This is a genomic window from Krasilnikovia sp. M28-CT-15 (assembly GCF_047159595.1).
GTDB lineage: Bacteria > Actinomycetota > Actinomycetes > Mycobacteriales > Micromonosporaceae > Actinoplanes.
Genome location: NZ_BAAGAK010000001.1, coordinates 3490200 through 3513752 on the forward strand (window position 1 = coordinate 3490200; position 23553 = coordinate 3513752).

The window sequence follows — 23553 nt, forward strand, 5'->3', positions numbered from 1 at the left end:
AGGCCGCGGATGACGCACGACTTCATCGGCAACGGGTGGGCGTTCCCGGCGGCGATCTCGCGTACCGGGTCGGTGCGGCTGGTCAGCGGCGTCGACGAGGTGGACGCGGCGATCCGCATGATCCTGTCCACGGTGCCGGGGGAACGGGTGATGCGTCCCGAGTTCGGCTGCGCCATGTGGGAGCTGCTGTTCGCCCCGATCACGGCGGGCACCCTCGGGCTGGTCGAGCAGGCCGTCCGGGAGGCCCTGGAACGCTGGGAGCCGCGGATCGACCTACAGTCCGTGCTGGCCACGGGTGAGCAGGGCACGGGCACGGTGCACATCGCTCTCGCCTACCGCCTCCGGGCCACCAACGACGTACGCAATCTGGTGTTCCCGTTCTATACGATCCCGACCGAGGAGCCGGCATGAGTCTGCCTGCGCCGGACCTGGACGACCGCCGGTTTCAGGACATCGTGGACGAGGCGAAACGGCGGATCAACCGGCTCTGTCCCGAGTGGACCGACCACAACGTCTCCGACGCCGGGGTGGCCATCGTCGAGCTGTTCGCCTGGATGACCGAGATGACGCTGTACCGGCTCAACCAGGTCCCCGACCGCCTGTACGTGAAGTTCCTCGAACTCGTCGGCGTCGAGCTGTTCTCCGCGGTGCCCGCCCGCGCGGACGTGCTGTTCCACCTCACCTCGCCCCGCGAGGACGTGGTCCGGGTTCCCGCGGGCACCCAGGTCAGCACGGAACGCCGCGAGGACGAGGAACCGGTCGTCTTCCTCACCGACACCGAGTTGCAGGTCACCCCGCCGGAGCTGACGGCCTGCCTGACCCACACCGGGGACCGGTACACCGACCACTGGGACAATCTGCGCACCGAGGCGTCGTCCGTGCGGCTGTTCCCCAGCCTGAGCCACGACGAGGCGGTGTACTTCGGGCTGGCCGAGTCCGCCGCGGGCAACCTGCTGCGCCTCGACGTGCACACCGGCCCGGAGGGCGCCGGGGTGGACCCGCGCCGCCCGCCCCGGGTCTGGGAGGCGTGGGACGGCCAGCAATGGCGCGACGTGCGCATCCTGGAGGACACCAGCGCGGGCTTCAACAGCCCCGGCCAGGTCACCCTGCTGCTGCCCGCCCGGCACGAGGCCCTCGCGATCGGCTCGCGCCGCGCGCACTGGCTGCGCTGCCGCCTGGTCCGCGCGGTGGAGGGCCAGCCGGAATACACCAACCCGCCGGTACTGGAGTCGCTGTCCGCGGTGGCGCTGGGCGGGGCGGTGCCCGCCCACCACGCCGAACCGGCCCCGGCCGAGCTGCTCGGCGCCAGCACCGGCCGTCCCGGCCAGGTCTTTCAGGTACGCCGGGTGCCGGTGCTGCCGCGCCGCCACGACGAGCACATCCGGGTGGTGCTGCCCCGCCACGAACGCACCGGCGAGCCCGAGGAACAGGACTGGATGGAGGTCGCCGACCTGGCCGACGCCACCGAGGACGACCGGGTCTACACCTGGTCCGGGGCGACCGGGGAGATCCGGTTCGGGCCGCGGGTGCTGGACCGCCACGGCCAGGTCTGGCAGCACGGCGCGATCCCGCCCATCGACGCGCAGATCTATGTCACCGGGTACCGGTTCGGCGGGGGCCGCCGCGGCAACGTCGCCGCGGACCGGCTGACCGTGCTGCACACCTCGATCCCGTTCGTCGCCTCGGTCACCAACCTGGACCCCAGCGCGGGCGGGGTCGACGCCGAGACCGTGGAGAACGCGAAGGTGCGCGGCCCCATGCTGCTGCGCGGCGGCCGACGCGCGGTCACCGCCGAGGACGTCGAACGGCTCACCCTGGACGCCGCCCCGAGCGTGGCCCGGGCCCGCTGCCTGCCCCCGGCGTCCCCGGACGAACCGGCCCGGCTGCTGGTCGTCCCGCGCGTCGACATCGCCCCCGAGGCCCTGACCCTGGACGACCTGGCGATCTCCGACGAGCTGGAGGAGCAGATCAAGGCGTACCTGGAGCCGCGGCGGCTGCTGACCATGCGGCTGCGCATCGAGTCGCCCCGCTACCAGGGGGTCAAGGTGGTCGCGGAGGTGCGGGCCGGGCCGGGGGTGCGCACCGAGACCGTCCGGGAACGCGCCGAGCGCGCGCTGTACGAGTACCTGAACCCGCTCACCGGCGGGCCGAGCGGGCAGGGCTGGCCGTTCGACACGGACCTGCGCCTCGGCGACGTGTACGGCGTGCTGCACGGATCGTTCGGCGTGCAGGGGGTGGAGGCCGTACATTTCTTCTCCGCCGACCTGCGCCGTAAGCGCACCCTGGACCAGGTGGAGCAGCGGCTGCGCCTCATGCCGGAGGCACTGTTCATGTCGTACGAGCATCGGGTGGTGGTGCAGCAGTGACCGTCACGACCGGCTGGCTGGTGGGCCAGCTGCCCCGGGTCATGGCCACCGATCCGGTGCTGCGCGGGTTCGTGTCCGCGTTCGAGGAGGTCGCCGACACCGTCCGGGAACGCATCGACAGCGTCGAGCACCAGATCGACACCGGCCTGGCCAGCCCGGAGATGCTGCAGTACCTGGGCGCCTGGCTGGGGGTGGAGCTGGAACCCACCGACCCGGCCGAGTACCGGCGTTCCATGGTGCGTGAGGTGGGGCGGCTGCTCGGCTGGCGTGGCACCCGTTTCGGGGTGGAGGCCCTGCTGGAGGCGGCCACAGGCGCGCGGGTCACGGTGATCGACGCGGGCGGGGTGTACGGCCGCAACGACACCGTGCCGCCCGCCGACCCGGTCGTGGTGGTGCAGATGGACCACACCGGGCACCTCACCGAACGGCAGGTGCTCGGCTTCCTGCAGAGCGAGCTGCCGCTGGGCGCCCGGGTGCGGCTGGACGTCCGCTTCCAGCCGCAGACCGCCCGCGGCCGGGCCCGCCCGGTCGACGGCACCGGCAACGCGGGCGGGACCGGCAATGGCTGAGCGTGGCGGCGGGGTGCGGCAGATGCCGTGCCCGGACTGCGGCTCCCCGGTGCGCCCCGACGTCGAGCAGCTGTGTCCCCGCTGCGGCTACCCGCTGATGTTCCTGCGCGCCCCGGCGGAGGACGACGCCCGCGCGGTGCCGCGCGCCCCGAACGAGAAGGACGACCCGACCGGCCTGCTGCGGTCCGCCCCCGGGCGTGCCGACACCCGCCAGTTCCCCGCGGCCACGTACGGGCGCCCGGCGGTCGCGCCGGGCCAGGTGGCATGCCCGCGCTGCGGCTACGCCAACGAGGGGGCCCGGATCCGCTGCGAGCGGTGCGGCCACGAGTTGCAGCCGGCCCGGCCGGAGCCGGTGGTGCTCGGGCCGCCCATGCCACGCCAGCAGCCGCAGCGCGACAGCTGGGGCTGGGTGATCGCCCTGATCGTGCTCGCGGTTCTGGCGCTGCTGGTGCTGGTCGGTGTGTTCGTCTGGACCAATCTGCGCTGAGTGTCCGGGTCGGCGGCGGCATACCCACCGCGGTTGAGTAGCACTACTCAGGATTCCGGCCCGGGTTTTCCGCAGGCTGATCACGTTCCGGTACACCCCCCGACGCCGACCCCGTCGTCGGCACTGTTCACGATTCGGAGAATGCGATGCCCGCTCAGCCTTCGTCCCAGCCCAAGCCCACCGCTGCCTTCGTCGGCGCCTCCTGGGCGGTGCTGGTTCTCGGTGTCATTTCCTTCGTGGTCGGGTTGTGGAACGCCACGATGACCAAGAGCGAGAAGGGCTTCTACGCCGCCGTTCTCGTGCTGGGGTTGTTCGCCGCTGTCTCGCTGCAGAAGGCGGTGCGCGACCGGGCGGAGGGTCTCCCGGTGTCGTCGCTGTACCTGGGACTGTCGTGGTCCGTGCTCGCTCTTTCCGTTCTGATGCTGGCGGTCGGCCTGTGGAACAGCGCAATGGCGCTCAGCGAGAAGGGCTTCTACGGCCTGTCGTTCGCCATGACGTTGTTCGCGGCGGTCGCGGTGCAGAAGAACGTTCGCGACACGCTGCAGTACCGGGCGCCGTCGCCGGCCGTCGTCATGCCGGAGATGCAGTGGGGTGGCCCGGCGGGCGGTAACACGGGTGTCGCCGGCTGACGCCTCGGCTCGGCAGCCCAGCAGGCCGCGGCGGTCCCCACCGCCGCGGCTTTCACCATCCGCGGACTACGCCGTGGCGAACGCGCTGGGCGACACCGGGCTGAGCAACTGGCCCTGGGGCGGGGCGGTGTAGGCCGGATGGGACGTGGTGGGCAGGGCCATCTCCGTGCTGGCGGGCAGGGTGAACCGCATGCGGGTGCCGCCGCCGGGATTGTCGGACACGGTGATGGTGCCGTCGTGCCGGTCCACGATCCGCTGGCAGATGCTCAGGCCGAGGCCCGTGCCCGCGTAGCCGCGATGGCTGGCGGAGCGGTGGAACGACGTGAACACGTGCGGCTGGTCGGCGGCGGGGATGCCGATGCCCCGGTCGGCGATCTCGATGCGGGCCGTTCCGTCCGCGGCCGGCTGGCTGGAGATGGCGATGTGGGCGGGCTGGCCGGGCCGGGTGTACTTGAGGGCGTTGCCGATGAGGTTGTCGAGCAGCTGACGGATCATCGCGGGGTCGGCGTGCACGACCGGCAGGGGACCGGTGGTGATGGTGGGGAGCTGAGCCTCGGGGCGGTGGCCCGCGCGCAGCGGGGCGGTGCGCTCGTTGACGACTTCGGCGACGACCGCCTGCAGGTCGACCGGTTCGCGGTGCAGCTGGGCGTCGCGGGCGGTGGCGTAGGCCAGCAGGTCGTCGATGAGCCGGCGCATCCGGTCCATGCCGCTGCGGATCCGGTTCAGGGCAGGGCGCAGCAGGGTCGGCTCGGTCGTACCGGCGTCGAGGTGGTCGTCCAGGATCTCGGCGAATCCGGCGACCGCGCCGAGCGGGCCCTTCAGGTCGTGCGCGACGACACCGGCGAAGGCCTGCAGGTCGGCTTCGCGTTCGCGCAGCACGGTGATGTCGGAGGCGGAGCAGACCGCCCCGATGATGCGGCCGGTGTAGTCCCGCAGCGGGCGGGCGTCGACCAGGAGGTTGCGCCGGGGGCGCCCGGCGGGCTCGATGGTCATCTCCTCGCCGCGGACGGAGTTGCCGAACAGGGCGCGGGCCAGCGCCCGGTCGAGATCGTCGGCTGGCAGGCCGCCGGGGCTGGTGCCCGGGCGGCTGTGCGCACGGGTCCAGTCGGTGACGGCGTGGTTGGCGTGCACGATCGCACCGGTGGTGTCGCAGGTGATCACGGCCGTGTCGAGGGTGTCGAGGACCTGCATCAGGTAGGTCTTCTGCTCGACGAGTTGGTCGCGGGCGGCGCTCAGCCTGGCGGTGGCGGCGCGGACCCGTGCCTCGGCCCGAGCACGTCCGGTGGCCAGCACCCACACCAGCCCGGCCGACAGCAGGCCGAGCAGCGTCCCGACGATGGTGACCAGCAGCGGCAGCCGGGTGGCGCCGCCGGGCAGCCGCTTCGCGACGGAGTTGACGTTCAGCGACCAGGTCCGGTCGGCGACCGCGACGTCGGTGGTGCTGCTCAGATCGCGGCGTCCGGGCATGTCGGCGGTCAGGGCCGCAACCGCGGGCCAGGTGCCGCCGGAATCGGGGGCGTGCAAGGTGACGTCGATCAGGTCCTGCGACAGCTGGGTCAGGGTGGCGCCGATGAAGTCCTGCCCGCGCGTGGCCATGACGACCCAGCCGCGGAACTCGCTGCGCCCGCGCTCGTCGGCGGGGCCGTAGACCGGGGCGGTGAGCGCGAACGACAGCTGCCGCTGGGCGGCGGGCAACTGCCGGTCGGCCCGCAGCTGGTACGCGTCCGAGATGGTGACCTGCCCGGTGGCCCGGGATCGCGCCAGGGCCTGCGCCGGGGCGGGCACCTGGGCGAAGTCGATTCCCGTCGTCGGGAGCCGCCCGTCGAAACGGTGGCTGGCGACCGAGAACACGCGCTCCCGGTTCCCGTCCTCGCGGTGCAGGGTCTCCTGGTGGACGCCAGGCGCCCGCCAACGCGCCTGGATCGCGGCGACCTGCTCGTCGCGGGCGGCCACGACGAAGCCGACCGAGGCGGCGCCCGCCAGCCGCATGCCGTCCAGTGGCTGCACGACCTGCTCGAAACGGGCTGCGGTCGGCGCCTCGGGTCCGCCCAGGCCCCCGGCGACCGTGCGCAGCGTGTCCACGTAGCGGCCCGCCTCCGCGGTCACCGCCGCCCCCACGAGGGAGGCGCGGCGGTCCAGCTGCTGCCGGGCGGCGTCGCGCTGCTCGCCGGCCACCAGCGCCGCCACCGCTACGGACATGACGATGAGCGCCACCGCAACGAGCGCCGCGAGGATGCCGGCCGTTCGGAGCTGTCTGGTCAACCGCAGAGGTGTGAAATTCACACCATCCGCGTCGGCTGGGTCGTCACATGACTGATAGCTGGTTCCCGATTCGCACCCCAGGGATCACCGAGACGAACCGCGCCCGCCCGGAAGCGTGACCGCCGTCACCTTCCCTCGGGCACCTGGCCTTTGACGTCGTCGTAGCCGACCTTGCCGGGCGCCTCGGCCGGTGCGTAGATCACCCGGATCACGCCCGTCGGGAACGCCTCGGTCGCCAGCACCTTCAGGTGGTACGGCGCGTCGCCCTCGTCGAACAGCTTGCGGCCCTTGCGCGCCGCCACGGGGTGCACCAGCAGGCGCAGCTCGTCGATCAGCCGTGCGGCCAGCAGCTGTTGCACCACGGAGATCGAGCCGGGGATGAGGATGCCCTTGAGGCCCGCATCGGCCTTGAGCGCGGTGACGGCCGTGACGAGATCCCCGTCGATCAGCTCGGAGTTGCGCCAGGAGGACTCCAGCGGCTGACGGGACACCACGATCTTGCGTACGTCCCCGAGCTGCTTGGCGAACCCCGCGTCGTCGCCACCGCCCGCCTCCCGGGCGGGCCACGCCCCGGCGAAGCTGTCGTAGGTCTCGCGGCCGATGAGCAGCACGTCGGAGGTGTCGTAGTCCTCCGTGACGGCGCGGCCCATGTTCTCGTCGAAGTAGGGGAAGTGCCAATCGGGGTCGATCTCGGCTACACCGTCGGCCGAGATGAACAGTGTGGAGATGACCTTTGCCATCGCGATGATCCCATCAGGTCGGGTGGTGAGGCAGGCGGACTGGCGCAGCACCCGCACCATATCGCCGCCGCGACCCACGCAGCCGGTAGGCGTGGCCGGGCGGGTGCGCCGTCGCGGTGCCCACGCAGCGCCCGGCGCCCGTCAGCGCAGCGGGCCGATGCGAATTCCGGTGAGTGCCACCGGGGCGGGTGTCCCGCCGCCTGCGGCGGTGCGGGGCCGGACCAGCACGAAGTCGATGCCCCCGTGCTTGGCCGCGTTGGCGACCGTGAGGTCGGGCTTCACCTCGCTCGTCAGGTCGCGGTACACGACCTCCATCTCCAGGGTGTCCGGGTTGAGCGGGGCGAGTTTGACGGACCCGGCGGGCGCTTCCGCCGCGAAGTCGATCATCATCGGGACGGTGTTGCACTTCGTCGGGTCGTCGGCGCTGGAGGAGGTGAGGAACTTCCTGCCGTCCGGGCCGGAGACGATCGCGACGCTGCGCGCGTCATCGCAGCCCGCGACGATGACCGCGCCCGGGTCGGCGCTGGCCAGAAACCCCTGATTGCGGAACGCGTCACTGTCCAGCACCCCGGGGCCGACCCCGCCCAGGTCCACGTCGCGAGCCCCGTCGCCGGTGACCGACGCGGACGGCGACGCCGGCGCGGACGACGCCGGGGCGGAGGAGGGCGCCGCGCTGGCGCTGGCGCTGGCGGACGCGGACGGTGCGGCCGCCGACGACGCGGCGACGCTGGGCGCCGGCGGCGGCGCGGCGGCGCTCTGCGGGGCGTTGCCGGCGCCGTTCTGCGGGGTCTTGTTGTCGTGCTTGCCCGCGTTGACCACCAGGGCGGGCACCGCGATCGCGGCGGCCAGCAGGGCTACCGCGGCGCCGATACCGGCCACCTTCGCGAACTTCGACGCGAATCGGGGTCGTTGGACGAACGTGGCCGCGCCCGTGCCGGGCGCTGCGCCGGGCAGGTCGGGGGTCGCGGTGATGGTGAGCTGCCGCTGCTTCTCCTTGTTCCACGGCAGCGGGGCCTGCACCGACAGCAGGGCCTGCGCGGAGGTGCCGGGCGGCAGGTCCACCCAGGCCGGCTGGAACTCGGCACGCACCCGGCGTTCCGGGTCGGTGGCGGCCAGGTACAGCCGGACCGGGGCGTTGCCGCCGTTGGCGATCTCCAGGGTGTAGCGCCCGGCCCGGCCCCCGGTCACGACCTCCGGCGTGGCCCGTACCCTGATCTCCTCGACCGCGGCCAGCTGCAGCGGCACCTCGACGCAGCGCGACACGTCGTCGCGGTACCGCGACTTCACCAGCGCCCCGAGCACGTACGTTCCGGCCGGTGCGGGCGGTTGCACCGGCAGGGTCACCCGTACGGTGAGGGTGGCCGTCTCCGCGGGGCGCAGCTTGGCGACCTCCGGCTCGGTGCGTACCGTCGCCCCCTCGGGCAGGCCGAGCAGTTCGAGGCCGTAATGCTCCACGATGTCGCTGGCGTTGCGCACCGTCACGTCGAAGGTGAGGGCCTCGCCGGGCGACGCGTCGGCCCGCTCCGGAGCCACGGTCACCCGCAGCGGCAGGGTCATGGCCGGGCCGCCCTGGCCATGTCGTTGCGGCCCTCGCCGCGCTCGGTGCAGCCGGTCATGGCAACCTCCAGTGACTGCGTCCCCTGGACCGCGGCCGCCGGTCCCGATCCAGGGTAACCAGGGAAGGGGGCGAGCGCGGCGGAGACCATGCGGGACGTGCGTCGTCGACGACACCGGCCGGTGGGTCAGGGGCAGAGGACGCTGGTCGTCGCCGTGCTGAACGCGGCGCGGGCGTCGGGGACGGGCAGCTGATCCGGGCGATGCCGCTGGTCGCGGGCGAGGTCGAAGACGTTGGCCACGAGTACGAGCTGGCGGGAGGCGTCGGCGGTCGTCATGGACACGCTGCTGTATCCGGGGCCGCCGCCGTCGGTCGCCCAGACCGTGACGTCCGCACCGGGGCAGGGCACCGTGATGCGGTGCACGCCCAGCCCGTAGTCGCTGTCCAGGACGGTGGCCTGCAACTCGCGCTGCTGCGCCGGCGGTAGCAGCCGGCCGCCGAACAGTGCGGTGTCGAACCGGGCGAGGTCGGCGACGGTGGAGATCATCGCGCCGGCCGTCCACTCGGCGGAGGGGTTGAAGCCGGTGACATCCCGATGGTTCATGTCGTATCCGTGCAGGTGTGGCCCCGGCAGGCGCGCATCGTCGAGCGGGAATGACGTGTGGGTCAGCCCGAGCGGGATCGTGATGCGCCGCCGAATCTCGAGGTCCGCGCGGTGGTGCGTGACCGCCTCGATGACCATTCCGGCCAGCAGGTAGTTGGTGTTGGAGTAGTCCCATCGGTGCCCGGGCGCGAACAGCGGCGGGTGGGCCATGGCGGCGGTGATCACCTCCAGTGGGGTGTGACCGCCGCGGTCGGTGGCGAACCGCGGGTCGTTCGTGGGGTCGTGGATTCCGCTGGTGTGGTTGAGCAATTGCCGGACGGTGACCTTGCTGCCGTCGTTCTCGTGTCCGTGGACCAGGCCGGGCAGCCACCGTTCCACGGTGTCGTCGAGGCGTAGCCGGCGTTCGGCGACCAGTTGCAGCACCACGGTGGAGACGAATGACTTGGTGTTGCTGAAGATCCGCCACCGGTCGCCCGGCCGCGCCGGGCGACCCGTGGCCCGGTCGGCGATCCCGGCGGCGAGCTTCCATTCGTGCGCACCCCGACGGGCGTATGCGATCACCCCAGGGTTCCCGGCGGCGACCGCCTCGTCGAGTGCCCCCTGCAACGCGGCGGGCGGCGCGGCCTGCGGTGCGCGCGGCGGCGGGTCGGCGTACGCGAGCCGCGCGACCGCCGTCAGCCCGATCAGCACCGCGCCGACACAGGCCACCCGAAGCGCCGTCTGCCTTTTCCGATTCGCCATGTCCGCTCCTTCGGTCGGTGAACGTTGACCGGGCCGACTCTGCCGGTTGCGGTCGCACGGGATCGACCAGGTGATCCCCCGAATCCGCCCCTGGGGACAACCCGGTACCCGACGAGGGGTCTACCGGCTGGCGAAGCGAATCGGTGATCGGGAATCCTGGGTGCCGATGTCAGCCGGACCACGATGACGGAGTTACTGGGATGACACCTCCCCCCGTGCGGGACGGGCGGCGTTTCGGCGCCGACGTACTCAGCCGGCTGCTCTACGTCCTGCTCGGACTACCGCTGGGCCTGCTCGGCCTGGTCTACGCCGTGGTCGCCGTCGTCGCCGGATCCACGCTGTCGCTCACGGTTGTCGGACTGCCACTGCTCAGCGCCGGTCTCCGGGGCGCTCGCCGCCTGGGCGGGCTGCATCGTGCTCTTGCCCGGAGCCTGCTCCAGACAGCGACGGCAGGGCCGGCGCGGGCCCGCCGCAGCACCGGCTTCACGGACTGGGTCCGGATCGGGTTGACCGATCGGGCCGGCTGGCAAGCGGCGCTGTACCTCGTGCTGAAGGCGCCGATCGCCGTTGTCTCCGTCGCGGCAGCCGTCGTCTGCTACGGGTACGGGCTCGCCGCGCTCAGCTATCCCGCCTGGTGGCGGCTCGTCCCCGCGCAGCCCGACCACGCCGGGGTGCCGCACGCCGGGCTGCCCCTGCCTGGAGACGTCTTCCTCGATACCTGGCCGCGTGCGTTCCTGGTGGCCGGTGTCGGCGCCGTCCTGCTGCTGGCCGGTCCCTGGGTGCTGCGCGCGGTGCTGATGCTCGACCGTCTCGCCATCACCGGCCTGCTCACCGGGGGCCGGCTGCACGAACGGGTCCACGAACTGGAACAGAGCCGGGCCTTCGCGGTGCGCGACGCTGCGGCGGCGCTGCGTCGCATCGAACGTGACCTGCACGACGGGGCGCAGGCCCGGCTGGTGGCCGTGGCGATGAACCTCGGCGCCGCCAAGGAACAACTGGAACGGGCTGACGCCGACCCGCAGACTCTCGACCTCGTCGGCACCGCCCACCGGGACGCCAAAGGCGCCCTGGTCGAGCTGCGTGACCTGGTGCGCGGCATTCATCCACCCATCCTCGACAGTGGACTCGGCGCCGCCTTGACCACGCTCGCCGCCCGCAGCCCGGTGCAGGTGGAGCTGAGTGTCGCTCTCACCCGCAGGCCGGCGCCGGCGGTGGAGACCATCGCCTATTTCTGCGTCAGCGAGCTGCTCACCAACGTCGCCAAGCACAGCGGAGCGCGGCGCGCGGCGGTGGGCGTCGACCAACGGGCCGGATCACTGCGCCTCCGGGTCACCGATCACGGCCGGGGCGGCGCCCAGCCTTGCGGCGGACTCGCGGGACTCGCCGAACGGGTCCGTACCGTCGACGGCCACCTCGACGTCAGCAGCCCCGTCGGTGGGCCTACGGTCGTGACCGTGGAGCTGCCGTGCGAATCGTGATCGCCGAGGACGCGGCCGTGCTGCGCGACGGCCTGACCCACATCCTGTCGAGCCGCGGGCACACCGTCGCGGCGGCCGTGGCCAACGCCGACGATCTGCTGCGCGCCGTCGCCGAGCACCAGCCCGACGTGGTGATCGCCGACATCCGCATGCCGCCGACGCACACCGACGAGGGGCTGCGCGCGGCGATCACCATCCGCCGTGACCAACCCGAGGTGGGTGTGCTGGTCTTCTCGCAGTACATCGAGACCCGGTACGCCGCCGAACTGCTGGCCGCCGGCGCCCGGAAAGTGGGCTACCTGCTCAAGGACCGGGTGGCGGACGTCAGCGACTTCATCGACGCGCTGGCGCGCGTCGCCGCGGGCGGGACGGTCCTCGACCCGGATGTGGTCACCCAGATGCTCGCGGTCAGCCGGCACACCGACCACCTGGCCGCCCTGACCCCACGCGAACGGGAGGTCCTGGCGTTGATGGCCGAAGGCCGCTCGAACACCGCCATCGCCGAACAGCTCGTGCTCGCGTACGGATCGGTCGAGAAACACATCACCAGCATCTTCACCAAGCTCGGCCTGCCGGCGTCGGCCACCGACCACCGCCGGGTCCTGGCCGTGCTGCACTATCTCGGTTCGTAGCCGGACTGGCTACGCCGCGCCCAGGTATTCGGCCCAGCCGCCCTTCGGCTGGTGCCCCACGGGCAGGGACCGCAGGCGGCGCAGCACGGCCGGATCCTGCGCCTCGAGCCACGCGACGAGCTGGCGGAACGACACGAACCGCACGTCGGGATGGTCTGCCATCGCGGTGACCGCCGCGGCGACGGCGTCCATGTAGATGCCGCCGTTCCAGCGCTCGAAGTGGTTGCCGATGATCAGTGGCGCCCGGTTGGAGCCGTACGCGCGCCGGAACCCGGCCAGGAACGACTCCTTCGCCTGGCTGCCCCAGGTGGCGCGCATGCCGGGATCACCGTTGGGGGTCTTCGACTGGTTGTACATCATGTTGTAGTCCATCGAGAGGACCTCGAAGGTGTGCCCGGGGAAGGGAATCTGCTGCATCGGCAGATTCCACAGGCCGTTGGCGAAGCGTGACGGCCACACCTGGGTGCCGGTACCGGAGCTGTCGTATTTCCACCCCTGGACCCGTTTGGCGCGCCGCAGGTTGGCCCCACCCTCCAGGCACGGCGTACGGCCGCCGATCAGCTCGCGCCGGTAGTCGAACGGCAGCGGCGGCAGGTCGGTGAACCCGGTGTTGGTCCGCCAGTTCGACACGAACCCGATCGCCTGGTCGATCTCGGAGTTCCATTCGGCGGGTGACCACCGTTGCACCCCCGTCGGGCCGCAGAAGTGACCGTTGAAGTGGGTGCCGATCTCGTGGCCTTCCGTCCAGGCCAGACCCACCTGCTCGATCGTCGCGTGCACCGAGGAGTCGGACAGGAACCCGATCGCCGAGGAGCCGACCGGGTGCTGCGGCGGCGCATACAACTTCCGCTTGGACTCGGGAAGCGTGTAGATCCCGGAGAGGAAGAACGTCATCGAGCCGTGCACGTCCTGTGCGACGCCGCGGAACCGGGTGAAGAGCTTGGCCGCCGTCTCCCCGGCGCCGTCCCAGGACAGCACCACGAACTGCGGGGGCACCTCACCGGGCGCGAGTCGTTGGGCGACCGGCTGCCTCGGCTGCGGTCCGCTGTCGCGGGTGCTGCCGTCACCGATGGGTTCCGGCGCGCGTGCGGCCGGCGGTGTCACCGGCGAGGTGGTCGATGTTCCCGCGGGCGACGGTGCGCCTTCGCTGCTGCACGCCGCCAGCGCGCCGGCTGCCGCGCCTACCGCGGCACCCAGGAATGCCCTTCTGCCCATCGCCACGCCGCGCTCCCTTACGCCAGTTGACCCGGTGCGTGGGATCGACGCTAGGAAATGATCGACGGGGTCGAATCACGGAATCGTGCCAGTACCGGCGTGGGTGGACACGCGAAGCGGCCCGGGGGCAGGTGCCCCCGGGCCGCAGCTGCCACCGATCAGGCAGCTATCGCGGGCTGAGTCGCCGGCGTCGCCACGCCGCCGCCCATGTGCCGCAGATACGCCGGCAGGGTCAGGAACTCCGGACACGTGCGCTCACTGAGCAGCACGGTCAGCAGCGTGCGCGCCTGACCGAACAGCCGCGCCGACTCCTCGTCCAGTGCCCCGGTCTCGCTGAGCACGTCGAGTTCCTCCCGCAGGAACCGCATCACCAGGCCCGCCGTGACCGGCACGCCGTAGTCGGTGGGGGTACCCTGCGCGATCCACTGCCACAACTGGGCCCGGCAGATCTCCGCCGTGGCCGCGTCCTCCATCAGGCCGTTCAGCGCGACCGCGCCCCGCCCGCCCAGCCAGGCCGCGACGTAGCGCAGCGCGACGCTGACGGAGGTCCGCAACGCCACCTCGCTGACCGCGACCGTGCCGAACCGGATGTCGAGCAGTTGCTCCGCGGTGACGTGCACGTCGTCGCGGCGCCGCACGATCTGGTTCGGTTCGTGGCCGAGCCACTGGTCGAAGACCTCCTTGCACGTCTCGACCAGGCCGGGGTGGGCCACCCACGAGCCGTCGAAGCCGTCGCCGACCTCGCGCCGCTTGTCCTGCCGGACCTGGTTGAGCGCGCGCTTGGCGGCCACCGGGTCGCGGCTGGGCACGACGGCGGCCATGCCGCCGATCGCGTGGGCCCCGCGCCGGTGGCAGGTGCGCACGAGCAGTTCCGTGTACGCCCGCATGAACGGCGCGGTCATCGTCACCTGGGCGCGGTCCGGCAGGACCACGTCCGGGCGGTTCTTGATCATGCTGAACAGGTAGTCCCACCGGCCCGCGTTCAGGCCGGCCGAGTGCTCGCGCAGCTCGTAGAGGATCTCCTCCATCTCGAACGCGGCCGTGATCGTCTCGATGAGCACCGTCGCGCGGATCGTGCCGCGGGCGAAGCCCAGCCGTTCCTGGGCGAAGACGAACACGTCGTTCCAGAGGCGGGCCTCCAGGTGACTTTCCAGCTTCGGCAGGTAGAAGTACGGACCACTGCCGCGGTCGAGCTGCTTCTGGCCGCAGTGGAACAGGTACATGCCGAAGTCGAACAGCGACGCCGACACCGCCCGGCCGCCGATGCGCACGTGGCACTCCGGCAGGTGCCAGCCGCGCGGGCGCACCATGATGGTCGGCAGGGTCTCGCCGACCCGGTACTCCTTGCCGTCCGAAGCGGTGAAGTCGATCTTTCCGTCCAGCGCGTCCTTCAGGTTGAGCTGGCCGGTGATGACGTTGTCCCAGGTCGGTGCGGTGGCGTCCTCGAAGTCGGCCATCCACACCTTGGCACCGGAGTTGAGCGCGTTGACGGTCATCTTGCGCTCCGGCGGACCGGTGATCTCGACCCGGCGGTCGGTCAGGTCCGGCACCGGCGGAGCCACCTGCCACGACTCGTCATCGCGGATGACCTTCGTGGACGGCAGGAAGTCGAGCTCCGTGGTGCGGGTTGCCCGGCGCCGGCGGCGCCGGTCCAGAAGCTGGACCCGGCGCGCGCCGAACTCGCGATCCAGGGCGACGACGAAGTCGATCGCCTCCGGAGTCAGGATCTCCGTGTACCGGCCCTCGGCCGAGCCGGTGATCGTGACCTCCTCCTGGGTACGCATGTCAGAACTGCTCTTCCTCAGTGGAGCCCGACAGCGCGGTGGTGGAGCTCTCCGGGTTGAGCGCGGTGGAGACCGCGTCGAAGTACCCGGTGCCGACCTCCGCCTGGTGCTTGGTGGCGGTGTAGCCGATCTTCTCGTTGGCGAACTCCGCCTCCTGCAGCTTCACGTACGCGCTCATGCCGGTCTCGGAGTAGCCCTTGGCCAGCTCGAACATCGAGTGGTTGAGGGCGTGGAAGCCGGCCAGCGTGACGAACTGGAACTTGTAGCCCATCGCGCCGAGCTCGCGCTGGAACTTGGCGATGGTGTCGTCGTCGAGGTTGCGCTTCCAGTTGAACGACGGCGAGCAGTTGTACGACAGCATCTTGCCGGGGTGCTCCTTGTGCACCGCCTCGGCGAACTGCCGCGCGAACTCCAGGTCCGGGGTGCCGGTCTCGACCCAGATCAGGTCGCAGTAGTCCGCGTACGCGAGGCCACGGGCGATGGCGGCCTCGGGGCCGCTGCGGACCCGGAAGAAGCCCTCGGCGGTGCGCTCACCGGTCACGAACGGCTTGTCGCGCTCGTCCACGTCGGTGGTGAGCAGGTCGGCCCCGAGGGCGTCGGTGCGGGCGATGATCAGCGACGGGACGCCGGCCACGTCGGCCGCCAGGCGCGCCGCGTTCAGCGTACGGATGTGCTGCGCCGTGGGGATCAGCACCTTGCCGCCGAGGTGGCCGCACTTCTTCTCCGAGGCGAGCTGGTCCTCCCAGTGCACGCCCGCGGCACCCGCCGCGATCATGCCCTTCATCAGCTCGAACGCGTTGAGCGGGCCGCCGAAGCCCGCCTCCGCGTCGGCCACGATCGGGGCCAGCCAGTCGCGCTCGTCGCGACCCGCGGCGTGGTCGATCTGGTCCGCCCGCAGCAGGGCGTTGTTGATGCGCCGCACGACCGCGGGCACCGAGTTCGCCGGGTAGAGGCTCTGGTCCGGGTAGGTGTGCCCGGAGAGGTTCGCGTCCGCGGCCACCTGCCAGCCGGACAGGTAGATCGCCTTGAGCCCGGCGCGGACCATCTGGACCGCCTGGCCGCCGGTCAGTGCGCCCAGCGCGTTGATGTAGTCCTCGTTGTGCAGCAGATCCCACAGCCGGCGGGCGCCCCGCTCGGCGAGCGTGTGCTGCTCCTGGACGGTGCCCCGCAGCTTCACCACGTCCTGCGCGGTGTAGCTGCGCTTCACGCCAAGCCAACGCGGATCGCCGGCCCACGCCCGAGTGAGGTCCGCGGCGGTACCGCCCCTGACTTCGGTCGACTGATCGCTCATCAGATGGTTCCTTTCCCGTGTTTCTTCCTGCTGATCGGTGGAAGAACTCGACTGTTGCGCACCGCGCAAGCCCCGAAGAAGGCTGATGTGAGGAGAAGAAGCGAAGAAATTCTGATACCGTGAAACGCGTGTCCGCTTCGCCTCTCGCCGCCGCCCCGTCCCCCGACGGTCAAGTTGATCTCGTCACACTTGGCCAGCGCCTGCGCCATCTGCGCCGCGCCAAGGGCATGACCCTCGATCAGCTCAGCGCCGCCGTCGGCCGCGCCCCCTCACAGCTGTCGCTCATCGAGAACGGCAAGCGCGAACCCAAGCTCAGCGTGCTGCAGGCCATCGCCGCCGCCCTAGGCGTCGGCGTGCAGGACCTGCTGCGCCCCGAGGCGCCCAGCCGCCGGGCCGGGCTGGAGATCGAGCTGGCCCACTTCCAGCGCCAGGGTGGGTACGCCGCCCTGGGCCTGCCCGTGGTGCGCGGCGGCCGGCGGCTGCCCGCGGACGCCCTGGAGTCGCTGATCGGCCTGCACCGCGAGCTGACCCGCCTGCTCACCGAGCAGAGCGCCACCCCCGAGGTGGCCCGCCGGGCCAACCAGCAGTTGCGCGCCGACATGCGCCGGCGCGACAACTACTTCCCCGAGATCGAGCAGGCGGCGGCCCGGGTCCTGGAGTCCGTGCGGAACACCACCGGGCCGCTGTCGCAGCGCGGCATCCTCGACATCGCCGAGCAGCTCGGCTTCACCCTGAGCTACGTCAGCGACCTGCCCGGCTCCACCCGGTCCATCACCGACCTGCGCAACCGCCGCATCTACCTGCCGCAGGTGGCCAGCGGCAAGGGCCACGACCCGCGCGCGGTGGTGCTGCAGACCCTCGGGCACTTCGTGCTCGGCCACCCCGAGCCGGCCGACTTCGGCGACTTCCTGCGCCAGCGGGTCGAGGCGAACTACTTCGCCGCCGCCCTGCTGATGCCGGAGAAGTTCGCGGTCGACTTCCTCGCCGCGGCCAAGGCCGACAAGGCCCTCGCCATCGACGACTTCCGCGACGCGTTCGGGGTGTCCTACGAGACCGCCGCACACCGGTTCACCAACCTGGTGACCCACCACTTCGGCATCCCGGTGCACTTCACCCGGGTGCACGAGAGCGGCACCATCTACAAGGCGTACGAGAACGACAACGTGCGCTTCCCGTCGGACGTGACCGGGGCGATCGAGGGCCAGCACGCCTGCCGCAAGTGGGCGTCGCGCACGATCTTCCAGGCCGAGGACCCGTACTCGTCGTTCTACCAGTTCACCGACACCGTGTCGGGGACGTACTGGTGCACGGTGCACATCGAGTCGACCCGCTCGGGGGAGTTCTCCGTGACCGTGGGGACGCCGTACGAGCACGCGCGCTGGTTCCGCGGCGGGGACACCACCCGGCGTACGGTCTCGACCTGCCCCGACCCGCAGTGCTGCCGGCGGCCCCCGGCCGAGCTGGTGGCGCGTTGGGCGGGGCATGCGTGGCCGAGCGCCCGGGTGCACGCCCACCTGCTGGCCGCGCTGCCGCCGGGCACCTTCCCGGGCGTCGACGCCCAGGACGTGTACGAGTTCCTCCAGCGCCGCTCCGTCAGCTAGCCTCGCCTACCGCAGCCAGACGACGTCGTCCCGGCCAGGCAGCTGCCCGGTGGACGGCAACTCGCGCACGGTCTTCTCGAGCCGGTCCAGCCCGGCAGCCGTCCGGGGGAAACGCCGGCTCGACACGAACACGATCCCGGCGTGGGCGAAGCCCTGCTGTGCCAGGCGTGCGAAGTCGCTGACGTTCTCCGTGACCACGCAACGGTGGTTTCGTGCCGCCCACGCCAGTACGTCATCGTCGGTCTTGGAAGCCAGTCCCACCTCCACGTCCAGCACGGCGACCACGTCGTGGCCGTGGCCGCGTAGTCGTTGCGCCAGAGCGGGCGGGTACATCTCGTCGAGGAGCAGACCGGTCAGTGCTTCCGCCTGCGCAGAAGCTCCTGCTGGGCTTCCCACAACTGCTCCTCTCGGTCCGCGACCTCCTGGTTGAGCGCGATCCGTTCATCAACCTCGTCGGGGTAGGCCGCGTAGTAGCGCAGGGCGACGCCCACCTGCGCGGGGGCCAGCCCGGTGACGCCGCTCAGCTCCGCGAGCAGCGCCGCCCGGTCGGCTCGCGGGTCCTCGGCGCGGATGGCGTCGAGGGCCGCGATCACTTCCCAGCCGGCGTCGTGCTGTTTCCGCGCCTCGCCTGCCGGCAGCCAGCTACCGGATCGCGTCCAGGATGGTGCGGCAGAGGGTCAACAGCTCCTCGTCGGCCCGCACCACATTGATGCTGGAGCCGCCATGTTGGATCGCCGTATGTCGGCGGGCCTGCTGCAGCTCGGCGCGGAGCAGTGGGCGGATCCTGGTGGCGGCCGGCCCCATCTCCGCCCATGCCGTCGCGGCCATCCGGCGGCTGAGCGGGTGCGTCCGCCACAGGTGCTCCAGCACGGGCATCGTGGCGGCAACGTCGCCGGTGACGGACCACAGCGCGTGGGCGGCGGGCCCCTGCACCCACGGATCGTCCTGCCGGAGAAGGTCATGCAGGTAGGGCGCGAGGTCGGCCATGGGAGCGCCCACCTCGGCGAGGAGCGGCGGTAGATCCGTGTGGGCATACTCGTCGTCGCGGAACCGGGCGAACACGGCCCGCGCCGCGGCGTCGTCGCCGCTCACGCGCCAGCACGCGGTGGCGGCGAGGACCGCGTCGACCCGGTGCCCGGTGGCGACGATGTCCCGCAGCCGCTCCTGCGCATCCCGTGCGGCGGGCCCGAAGGCGCCCAGCGCGCTGATGCCGGCCCGGCTGAGCGGCGCGGCCAACAGCTCGGGGGTGGCCGCGGCGGCCGCCGGGCCGATCTGGCGGAGCGCGCCGAGCAGATCGATTCGGCGGATGTCGTCGACCGGCAGTTCCCGCCAGCGCCGGATGATCAGCGGGACGAGATCCGCGGCCTGGTCACCGAATCGCCCCAGATACCTGCCCACGTCCCGGGGTAGCTCCTCCACCTCGAGTGCCCAGGCGAGCATGGGCAGCGCCCGTGGGTCTTCCGTGCCGGCCAAGGCCCGCAGCCCGCCACCGATGCCGGTGCCGAAGCGGAACTCGACCACCCACGGCGTGTGCTTGTGCATCGCGGACTCGGCGACCATCCGCTCGGAGCGTTCGAGCGCGCCGACGAGCGCGTCGGCCGCGGGTGCCGCCTGCACATCCATCCGTTCGAGCGGGTCGAGGGCCCGGGCCCGGGTGGTCGCCGGCCCTCGGGTCACCTGCTCGCCGATCAGGGTGACCAACTCAGTGAAGTCCCCACGCCACCCGGTGACCAGGAAATGCGCGGACATGAAGGTGCTCGACCGGTACCTTCGGTCGGGCGAGCGCAGCAGGGCGGTGAGCAGGTCGATCCGTGCCCCGACCTGGTCGCCGAGCGAGGTGCTCAGGTCCAACACCCGGGCGCCCAGATCCATCCGGCTCCGCGGTGCGGTGCCGAGCCCGGTCAGCAGCGCGAGCGACTCCTCGACGGTCACCGGCGGCCCGCCGTGCGCCGTCAACGCGGTCGCCTGGGCCAGCGCGGTCATGCGTACCCCCGGGTCCGGGTCGCCGGTGTACACCTCGGCGAGCCAGGACCCCGGCGCGGCTCCGTCGCCTGCGCGTTTGGCCAGTTCCGCGACGGCGTCGACGATGGCTGCGCGGGTCCGCGCGTCGCCTTCGCCGGCGAAGCGGTTCCGGAGTGCGGTGGGCAGCTCGGTCGCGCGATCCCGGCAGGCGAGCACGGCGGTGCAGGTGGCCGTGCGGACTGCCGGCACGTGGTCGCTCAGCAGCTCGAGCCACATCGGATACGCGGCGGACACCGCCTGATTGGCCCGCGACTCGAGGTCGGTCAAGGCGCCGGCGTACCCGGCGTTGCCGATGCTGGCCAGCAGTTCCACCAGCGTGGCGCGGCCCGGTCGGCGCCGGTCGGCCACGATCCGCAGCAGGAACGGGACCACCGCCACGGTGCACTCGTACACGTCGCCCTGGTGGTGTACGGAGCCGTACATGACCTCCAGCGCGCCTTCGCGCACCGCCCGGTCGGTGTCGAGGAGTTCGCGCAATGCCTGCGGCACGTTGGTGGCGGCGCCGTAGGCGTGCCGCATGCCCTCCCACGGCACGTCGTCGACTCCGGCAAGAACATCCGCGGACTGGGTCACAGGGGCAGATCATGCCACCAGCGCGCCACCGCCACCCGTGCGTAATCCGATCGGAAGGAGATCGTCTGGTGGGTCCCGAGAAATGTGAACAATGTGGCTCTGGTCGACGCCGGTGACTCCCGTGACTCCGAGGGGATGGTGAGTGGCCTCGAAGGACACTTCGCATCGAAAAACTTGATTAAGAGTCTTTACTGTTAACACTCTTTAAATTATGTTGAGCGCACACGTCGAGGCCGGCGCCCCGAGATCGCCGTTTGTCGATGTCCGCCATCCGTCCCCGACCTGTCTCCGGTGGGCTGGGCCACCCCCAAGCCCGGCCTGCCGACCCATGAAGAATCCCGTCCCCCCACGTTTGAGGAGCACTTCATGAGACGCCGGATCGCCCTGCCCCTGTTGACCATCGGCGCGGTCGTCACGTCCTTCTTCGTCGCGGTGGCCCCCGCCTCCGCCCACGGCTACATCTCATCCCCGCCCAGCCGGCAGGCCAACTGCGCCAGCGGTGCGGTGGCCAACTGCGGCGACATCATCTACGAACCGCAGAGCGTCGAGGCTCCTAAAGGCTCGATGCAGTGCAACGGTGGCGGCGCCCGGTTCGCCGTCCTCAACGACAACGGCAAGAACTGGCCCGCCGCCTCCGTCGGGCAGAGCGTGACGTTCAACTGGGTGTACACCGCGCGGCATGCCACCAGCAACTGGGAGTACTTCATCGGCAACACGTTGCTGGCCTCGTTCAGCGGTGGGGGAGCGCAGCCCGGTGCCACCACGACGCACACGGTGAGCATGAAGGGCTTCAGCGGGCGCCAGACCGTGCTCGCGCGGTGGAACATCGCCGACACGGTCAACGCCTTCTACTCCTGTGTGGACCTGAACATCGGCGGCGGCAGCACCCCGCCGCCCACCACGCCTCCGCCGACGACGCCCACCACCTCGCCGACGACCCCGCCCACCACCACGCCGCCGGCGGGTGGCACCTGGGCCGCGGGCACGGCGTACGCGGTCGGGGCCGTCGTCACGTACGGCGGGTTGTCGTACCGGTGCCGCCAGGCGCACACCGCCCTGGTCGGCTGGGAGCCCCCGAACGCCCCGGCGCTGTGGGAACGCAGCTGATCCCAGGCCCCGGCGGGGCGGGTCCACGGCCACGGGCGCGGACCCGCCCTCGGGGGCTCGTCATCCTGCTCCTGGCCGTCCTCGCGGTCACCGGCTGCGGCCCGGCCGCCCCGGCGCCGGTGCCGACCACGGTCACCGGCAACGCCACCGACGTGATGTTCCTGCAGATGAGCCTCGCGTACGCGGATCAGGGTGACCAGGTCGCGGCGATCGCCGAGCAGCGCGCCGCCGACCCCCGGGTACGGGCCCTCGCCGCCCGGCTGCGCGCCGAGTGGCACGCCGAGTCGGAGACCATGCGGCACTGGTTGCTCGGCTGGCAGCAGCCGCTCACGCCCGACCCGGCGGCCGGGGTGCACGCCGGGCACGGTGACCTGCAGTCGCTGCGGCCCGCCGACGTGGCGGATCTGCGTGCGGCCCGGCCCGCCGACCTGGACCGGACGGCCCTGACGCTGCTCACCGGCCATCTGCACAACTGCGTCGCGGTGAGCCGGATGGAGTCCGCGGCGGGCGGCTACCCACCGGCCCGCGACCTCGCCGCGGCGATCACCGCAGCCCGCCAGGAGGAGATCCGGCAGATGCTCCAGTTCATCGCGTGACCGACTGCACCGGAGCGCAGCGGAGGGCCGGGAGGGCGCGCCCGGCGGCACCGCGTGACCGACTGCACCGGAGCGCAGCGGAGGGCCGGGAGGGCGCGCCCGGCGGCACCGCGTGACCGACTGCACCGGAGCGCAGCGGAGGGCCGGGAGGGCGCGCCCGGCGGCACCGCGTGACCGACTGCACCGCGTGACCCGATCGAGTGAACTTGAAGCTTCAAGACCGACCTACACTGGAGGCGTGAGCGCTGCCCCCGCCGACCCGCCACGCTGGCTCGACCACGCCGAGCTCGGCTCCTGGCTGCCGGTCGGCGGCCTGCTGCTGCGCCTGCCCGCCGCCCTGGACACCCAGATGCAGCGCGACTCCGGCCTCAGCCACTTCGAATACCTGGTGCTGGCCAGCCTGTCCGAGGCGCCGGGCCGGACCCGCCGGATGAGTGCCCTCGCCGCCCTGGCCAACGGCTCCCTGTCGCGGCTGTCCCACGTCGTCAAGCGCCTGGAGAGCCGCGGCTGGGTGACCCGCACGGCCTGCCCGGATGACGGCCGGTACACCAACGCGGTGCTCACCGATGCGGGGTGGGACAAGGTCGTGGCCAGTGCCCCCGGCCACGTCGAAGCCGTCCGTGCGCTGATCCTCGACGCCCTGACCGACAGCGAGCTGGAGCAGCTCGGCGACATGGCCCGGCGCATCCTCGCCCGTCTCGACGCCCAGCAGGCGCCCTAAATCCGTCGCCCGCGTGGTGCGGTGCCGCTAGCGTCGCCCGCATGCCCGAGCTGATCAGCCCCACCAGCCGCCTCCACCTCGCCTGGCTGGCCGCCCGCGACGAATGGGGGCGCGGGGTCCACCAGGACGGCTCCGGGCTGCACACCGACGACGATGTCGACTCACCCGAGGGCTTCGCCGCCTGGGTGGACCGGTTGTGCCGCTCCGCCGACACCGGCGTGGCACCCGAGCCGGGCAGGGTGCACTGCACCTACCGGTGGATCGTCGAGGACGACACTGTGCTCGGCGCGATCGCGCTGCGCCACGAACTCAACGACTTCCTGCTGCGCGCCGGTGGGCACATCGGCTATGGAATCCGGCCGGGCGCCCGGCGGCGCGGGCTGGCCACCTTCGCGCTCGGGGAGGTGCTGGGGCAGGCCAAGCAGCTCGGGCTGGAGCGGGCGCTGATCACCTGCAATGTCGCCAACGAGGCGTCGCGGCGCACCATCGAGCGGCACGGCGGGGCGCTGGAGGACATCCGCGACACCGAGCTGGGCCGGTTGCGCCGGTACTGGATCTCGCTGTAGGCCGACCAGACGGC

General features: G+C 71.9%; 22 protein-coding genes. 12 read left to right on the top strand and 10 right to left on the bottom strand.

Annotated features, from left to right (window positions below):
* Positions 1 to 9 precede the first annotated feature (9 nt).
* The 5 genes from ACMCNO_RS16200 to yiaA all read left to right on the top strand — a co-directional run bounded on the left by ACMCNO_RS16200 (position 10) and on the right by yiaA (position 4051).
* Positions 10 to 411 (top strand): GPW/gp25 family protein, encoded by a 402-nt coding sequence (locus ACMCNO_RS16200; RefSeq protein ID WP_412750269.1) that lies wholly within the window; start codon positions 10 to 12, stop codon positions 409 to 411.
* Entirely contained in the window at positions 408 to 2366 is a 1959-nt protein-coding gene (locus ACMCNO_RS16205) for a putative baseplate assembly protein (protein ID WP_412750270.1), read from the top strand. Before ACMCNO_RS16200 ends, ACMCNO_RS16205 begins: the two co-directional genes overlap by 4 nt.
* Entirely contained in the window at positions 2363 to 2935 is a 573-nt protein-coding gene (locus tag ACMCNO_RS16210; protein ID WP_412750271.1) for a phage tail protein, read from the top strand. The genes ACMCNO_RS16205 and ACMCNO_RS16210 overlap by 4 nt, the downstream gene beginning before the upstream one ends.
* On the top strand, positions 2928 to 3422 hold the full coding sequence (locus ACMCNO_RS16215) for a hypothetical protein (RefSeq protein WP_412750272.1): 495 nt from the start codon (positions 2928 to 2930) through the stop codon (positions 3420 to 3422). The genes ACMCNO_RS16210 and ACMCNO_RS16215 overlap by 8 nt, the downstream gene beginning before the upstream one ends.
* Before the next feature lie 146 nt (positions 3423 to 3568).
* Positions 3569 to 4051 carry an inner membrane protein YiaA gene (gene yiaA, locus ACMCNO_RS16220; RefSeq protein ID WP_412750273.1) on the top strand — a complete coding sequence of 161 codons (483 nt, stop codon included), beginning with the start codon at positions 3569 to 3571 and terminating at the stop codon, positions 4049 to 4051.
* A gap of 66 nt (positions 4052 to 4117) precedes the next feature.
* Here the strand turns inward: yiaA and ACMCNO_RS16225 are convergent, their stop codons facing one another.
* The 4 genes from ACMCNO_RS16225 to ACMCNO_RS16240 all read right to left on the bottom strand — a co-directional run bounded on the left by ACMCNO_RS16225 (position 4118) and on the right by ACMCNO_RS16240 (position 9953).
* Positions 4118 to 6313: an ATP-binding protein gene (locus ACMCNO_RS16225; RefSeq protein WP_412750274.1), complete on the bottom strand. Its 2196-nt coding sequence runs from the start codon at positions 6311 to 6313 to the stop codon at positions 4118 to 4120.
* 125 nt (positions 6314 to 6438) lie between these two features.
* A complete protein-coding gene (locus ACMCNO_RS16230) occupies positions 6439 to 7053 on the bottom strand; it encodes a dihydrofolate reductase family protein (RefSeq protein WP_412750275.1) in 615 nt (204 codons plus the stop codon).
* Positions 7054 to 7194: 141 nt separating this feature from the next.
* The gene (locus ACMCNO_RS16235; protein ID WP_412750276.1) at positions 7195 to 8610 is read right to left on the bottom strand and encodes a hypothetical protein; all 1416 of its coding nucleotides are present in this window, start codon (positions 8608 to 8610) and stop codon (positions 7195 to 7197) included.
* Between the two features lie 185 nt (positions 8611 to 8795).
* A complete protein-coding gene (locus ACMCNO_RS16240) occupies positions 8796 to 9953 on the bottom strand; it encodes a serine hydrolase domain-containing protein (RefSeq protein ID WP_412750277.1) in 1158 nt (385 codons plus the stop codon).
* A gap of 200 nt (positions 9954 to 10153) precedes the next feature.
* On the opposite strand from ACMCNO_RS16240, the gene ACMCNO_RS16245 reads away from it, so the two are divergent.
* Together ACMCNO_RS16245 and ACMCNO_RS16250 are read left to right on the top strand one after the other, a co-directional pair.
* Positions 10154 to 11431: a sensor histidine kinase gene (locus ACMCNO_RS16245; protein WP_412750278.1), complete on the top strand. Its 1278-nt coding sequence runs from the start codon at positions 10154 to 10156 to the stop codon at positions 11429 to 11431.
* Entirely contained in the window at positions 11419 to 12063 is a 645-nt protein-coding gene (locus ACMCNO_RS16250; RefSeq protein ID WP_412750279.1) for a response regulator, read from the top strand. Before ACMCNO_RS16245 ends, ACMCNO_RS16250 begins: the two co-directional genes overlap by 13 nt.
* A gap of 9 nt (positions 12064 to 12072) precedes the next feature.
* Here the strand turns inward: ACMCNO_RS16250 and ACMCNO_RS16255 are convergent, their stop codons facing one another.
* From ACMCNO_RS16255 to aceA, 3 genes are all read right to left on the bottom strand, one after another.
* Positions 12073 to 13284 carry a hypothetical protein gene (locus ACMCNO_RS16255; protein ID WP_412750280.1) on the bottom strand — a complete coding sequence of 404 codons (1212 nt, stop codon included), beginning with the start codon at positions 13282 to 13284 and terminating at the stop codon, positions 12073 to 12075.
* Positions 13285 to 13436: 152 nt separating this feature from the next.
* Positions 13437 to 15062: a malate synthase A gene (gene aceB, locus ACMCNO_RS16260; protein WP_412750281.1), complete on the bottom strand. Its 1626-nt coding sequence runs from the start codon at positions 15060 to 15062 to the stop codon at positions 13437 to 13439.
* Position 15063: 1 nt separating this feature from the next.
* Positions 15064 to 16353 (bottom strand): isocitrate lyase, encoded by a 1290-nt coding sequence (aceA, locus tag ACMCNO_RS16265; RefSeq protein WP_412750282.1) that lies wholly within the window; start codon positions 16351 to 16353, stop codon positions 15064 to 15066.
* 128 nt (positions 16354 to 16481) lie between these two features.
* Between aceA and ACMCNO_RS16270 the strand changes: the two genes are divergently transcribed.
* Positions 16482 to 17954 (top strand): helix-turn-helix domain-containing protein, encoded by a 1473-nt coding sequence (locus ACMCNO_RS16270; protein WP_412750283.1) that lies wholly within the window; start codon positions 16482 to 16484, stop codon positions 17952 to 17954.
* 6 nt (positions 17955 to 17960) lie between these two features.
* On the opposite strand, the gene ACMCNO_RS16275 is transcribed toward ACMCNO_RS16270, so the two are convergent.
* From ACMCNO_RS16275 to ACMCNO_RS16285, 3 genes are read right to left on the bottom strand one after another with little or no spacing between them, the layout of a single operon-like run.
* Positions 17961 to 18350 carry a DUF5615 family PIN-like protein gene (locus ACMCNO_RS16275; protein ID WP_412750284.1) on the bottom strand — a complete coding sequence of 130 codons (390 nt, stop codon included), beginning with the start codon at positions 18348 to 18350 and terminating at the stop codon, positions 17961 to 17963.
* Positions 18308 to 18547 carry a hypothetical protein gene (locus ACMCNO_RS16280; RefSeq protein ID WP_412750285.1) on the bottom strand — a complete coding sequence of 80 codons (240 nt, stop codon included), beginning with the start codon at positions 18545 to 18547 and terminating at the stop codon, positions 18308 to 18310. The genes ACMCNO_RS16275 and ACMCNO_RS16280 overlap by 43 nt, the downstream gene beginning before the upstream one ends.
* A 49-nt stretch (positions 18548 to 18596) precedes the next feature.
* Entirely contained in the window at positions 18597 to 20549 is a 1953-nt protein-coding gene (locus tag ACMCNO_RS16285; RefSeq protein WP_412750286.1) for a hypothetical protein, read from the bottom strand.
* Positions 20550 to 20915: 366 nt separating this feature from the next.
* On the opposite strand from ACMCNO_RS16285, the gene ACMCNO_RS16290 reads away from it, so the two are divergent.
* The 4 genes from ACMCNO_RS16290 (at position 20916) to ACMCNO_RS16305 (ending at position 23539) form a co-directional block, all read left to right on the top strand.
* Positions 20916 to 21656, top strand: coding sequence for a lytic polysaccharide monooxygenase (locus ACMCNO_RS16290; protein WP_412750287.1), 741 nt, complete (start codon positions 20916 to 20918; stop codon positions 21654 to 21656).
* A complete protein-coding gene (locus ACMCNO_RS16295) occupies positions 21641 to 22252 on the top strand; it encodes a DUF305 domain-containing protein (protein WP_412750288.1) in 612 nt (203 codons plus the stop codon). The genes ACMCNO_RS16290 and ACMCNO_RS16295 overlap by 16 nt, the downstream gene beginning before the upstream one ends.
* A gap of 238 nt (positions 22253 to 22490) precedes the next feature.
* A complete protein-coding gene (locus ACMCNO_RS16300) occupies positions 22491 to 22973 on the top strand; it encodes a MarR family winged helix-turn-helix transcriptional regulator (protein ID WP_412750289.1) in 483 nt (160 codons plus the stop codon).
* 41 nt (positions 22974 to 23014) lie between these two features.
* Positions 23015 to 23539, top strand: a complete 525-nt coding sequence (locus ACMCNO_RS16305; protein WP_412750290.1) for a GNAT family N-acetyltransferase — start codon at positions 23015 to 23017, stop codon at positions 23537 to 23539.
* The last annotated feature ends 14 nt before the right edge of the window (positions 23540 to 23553 follow it).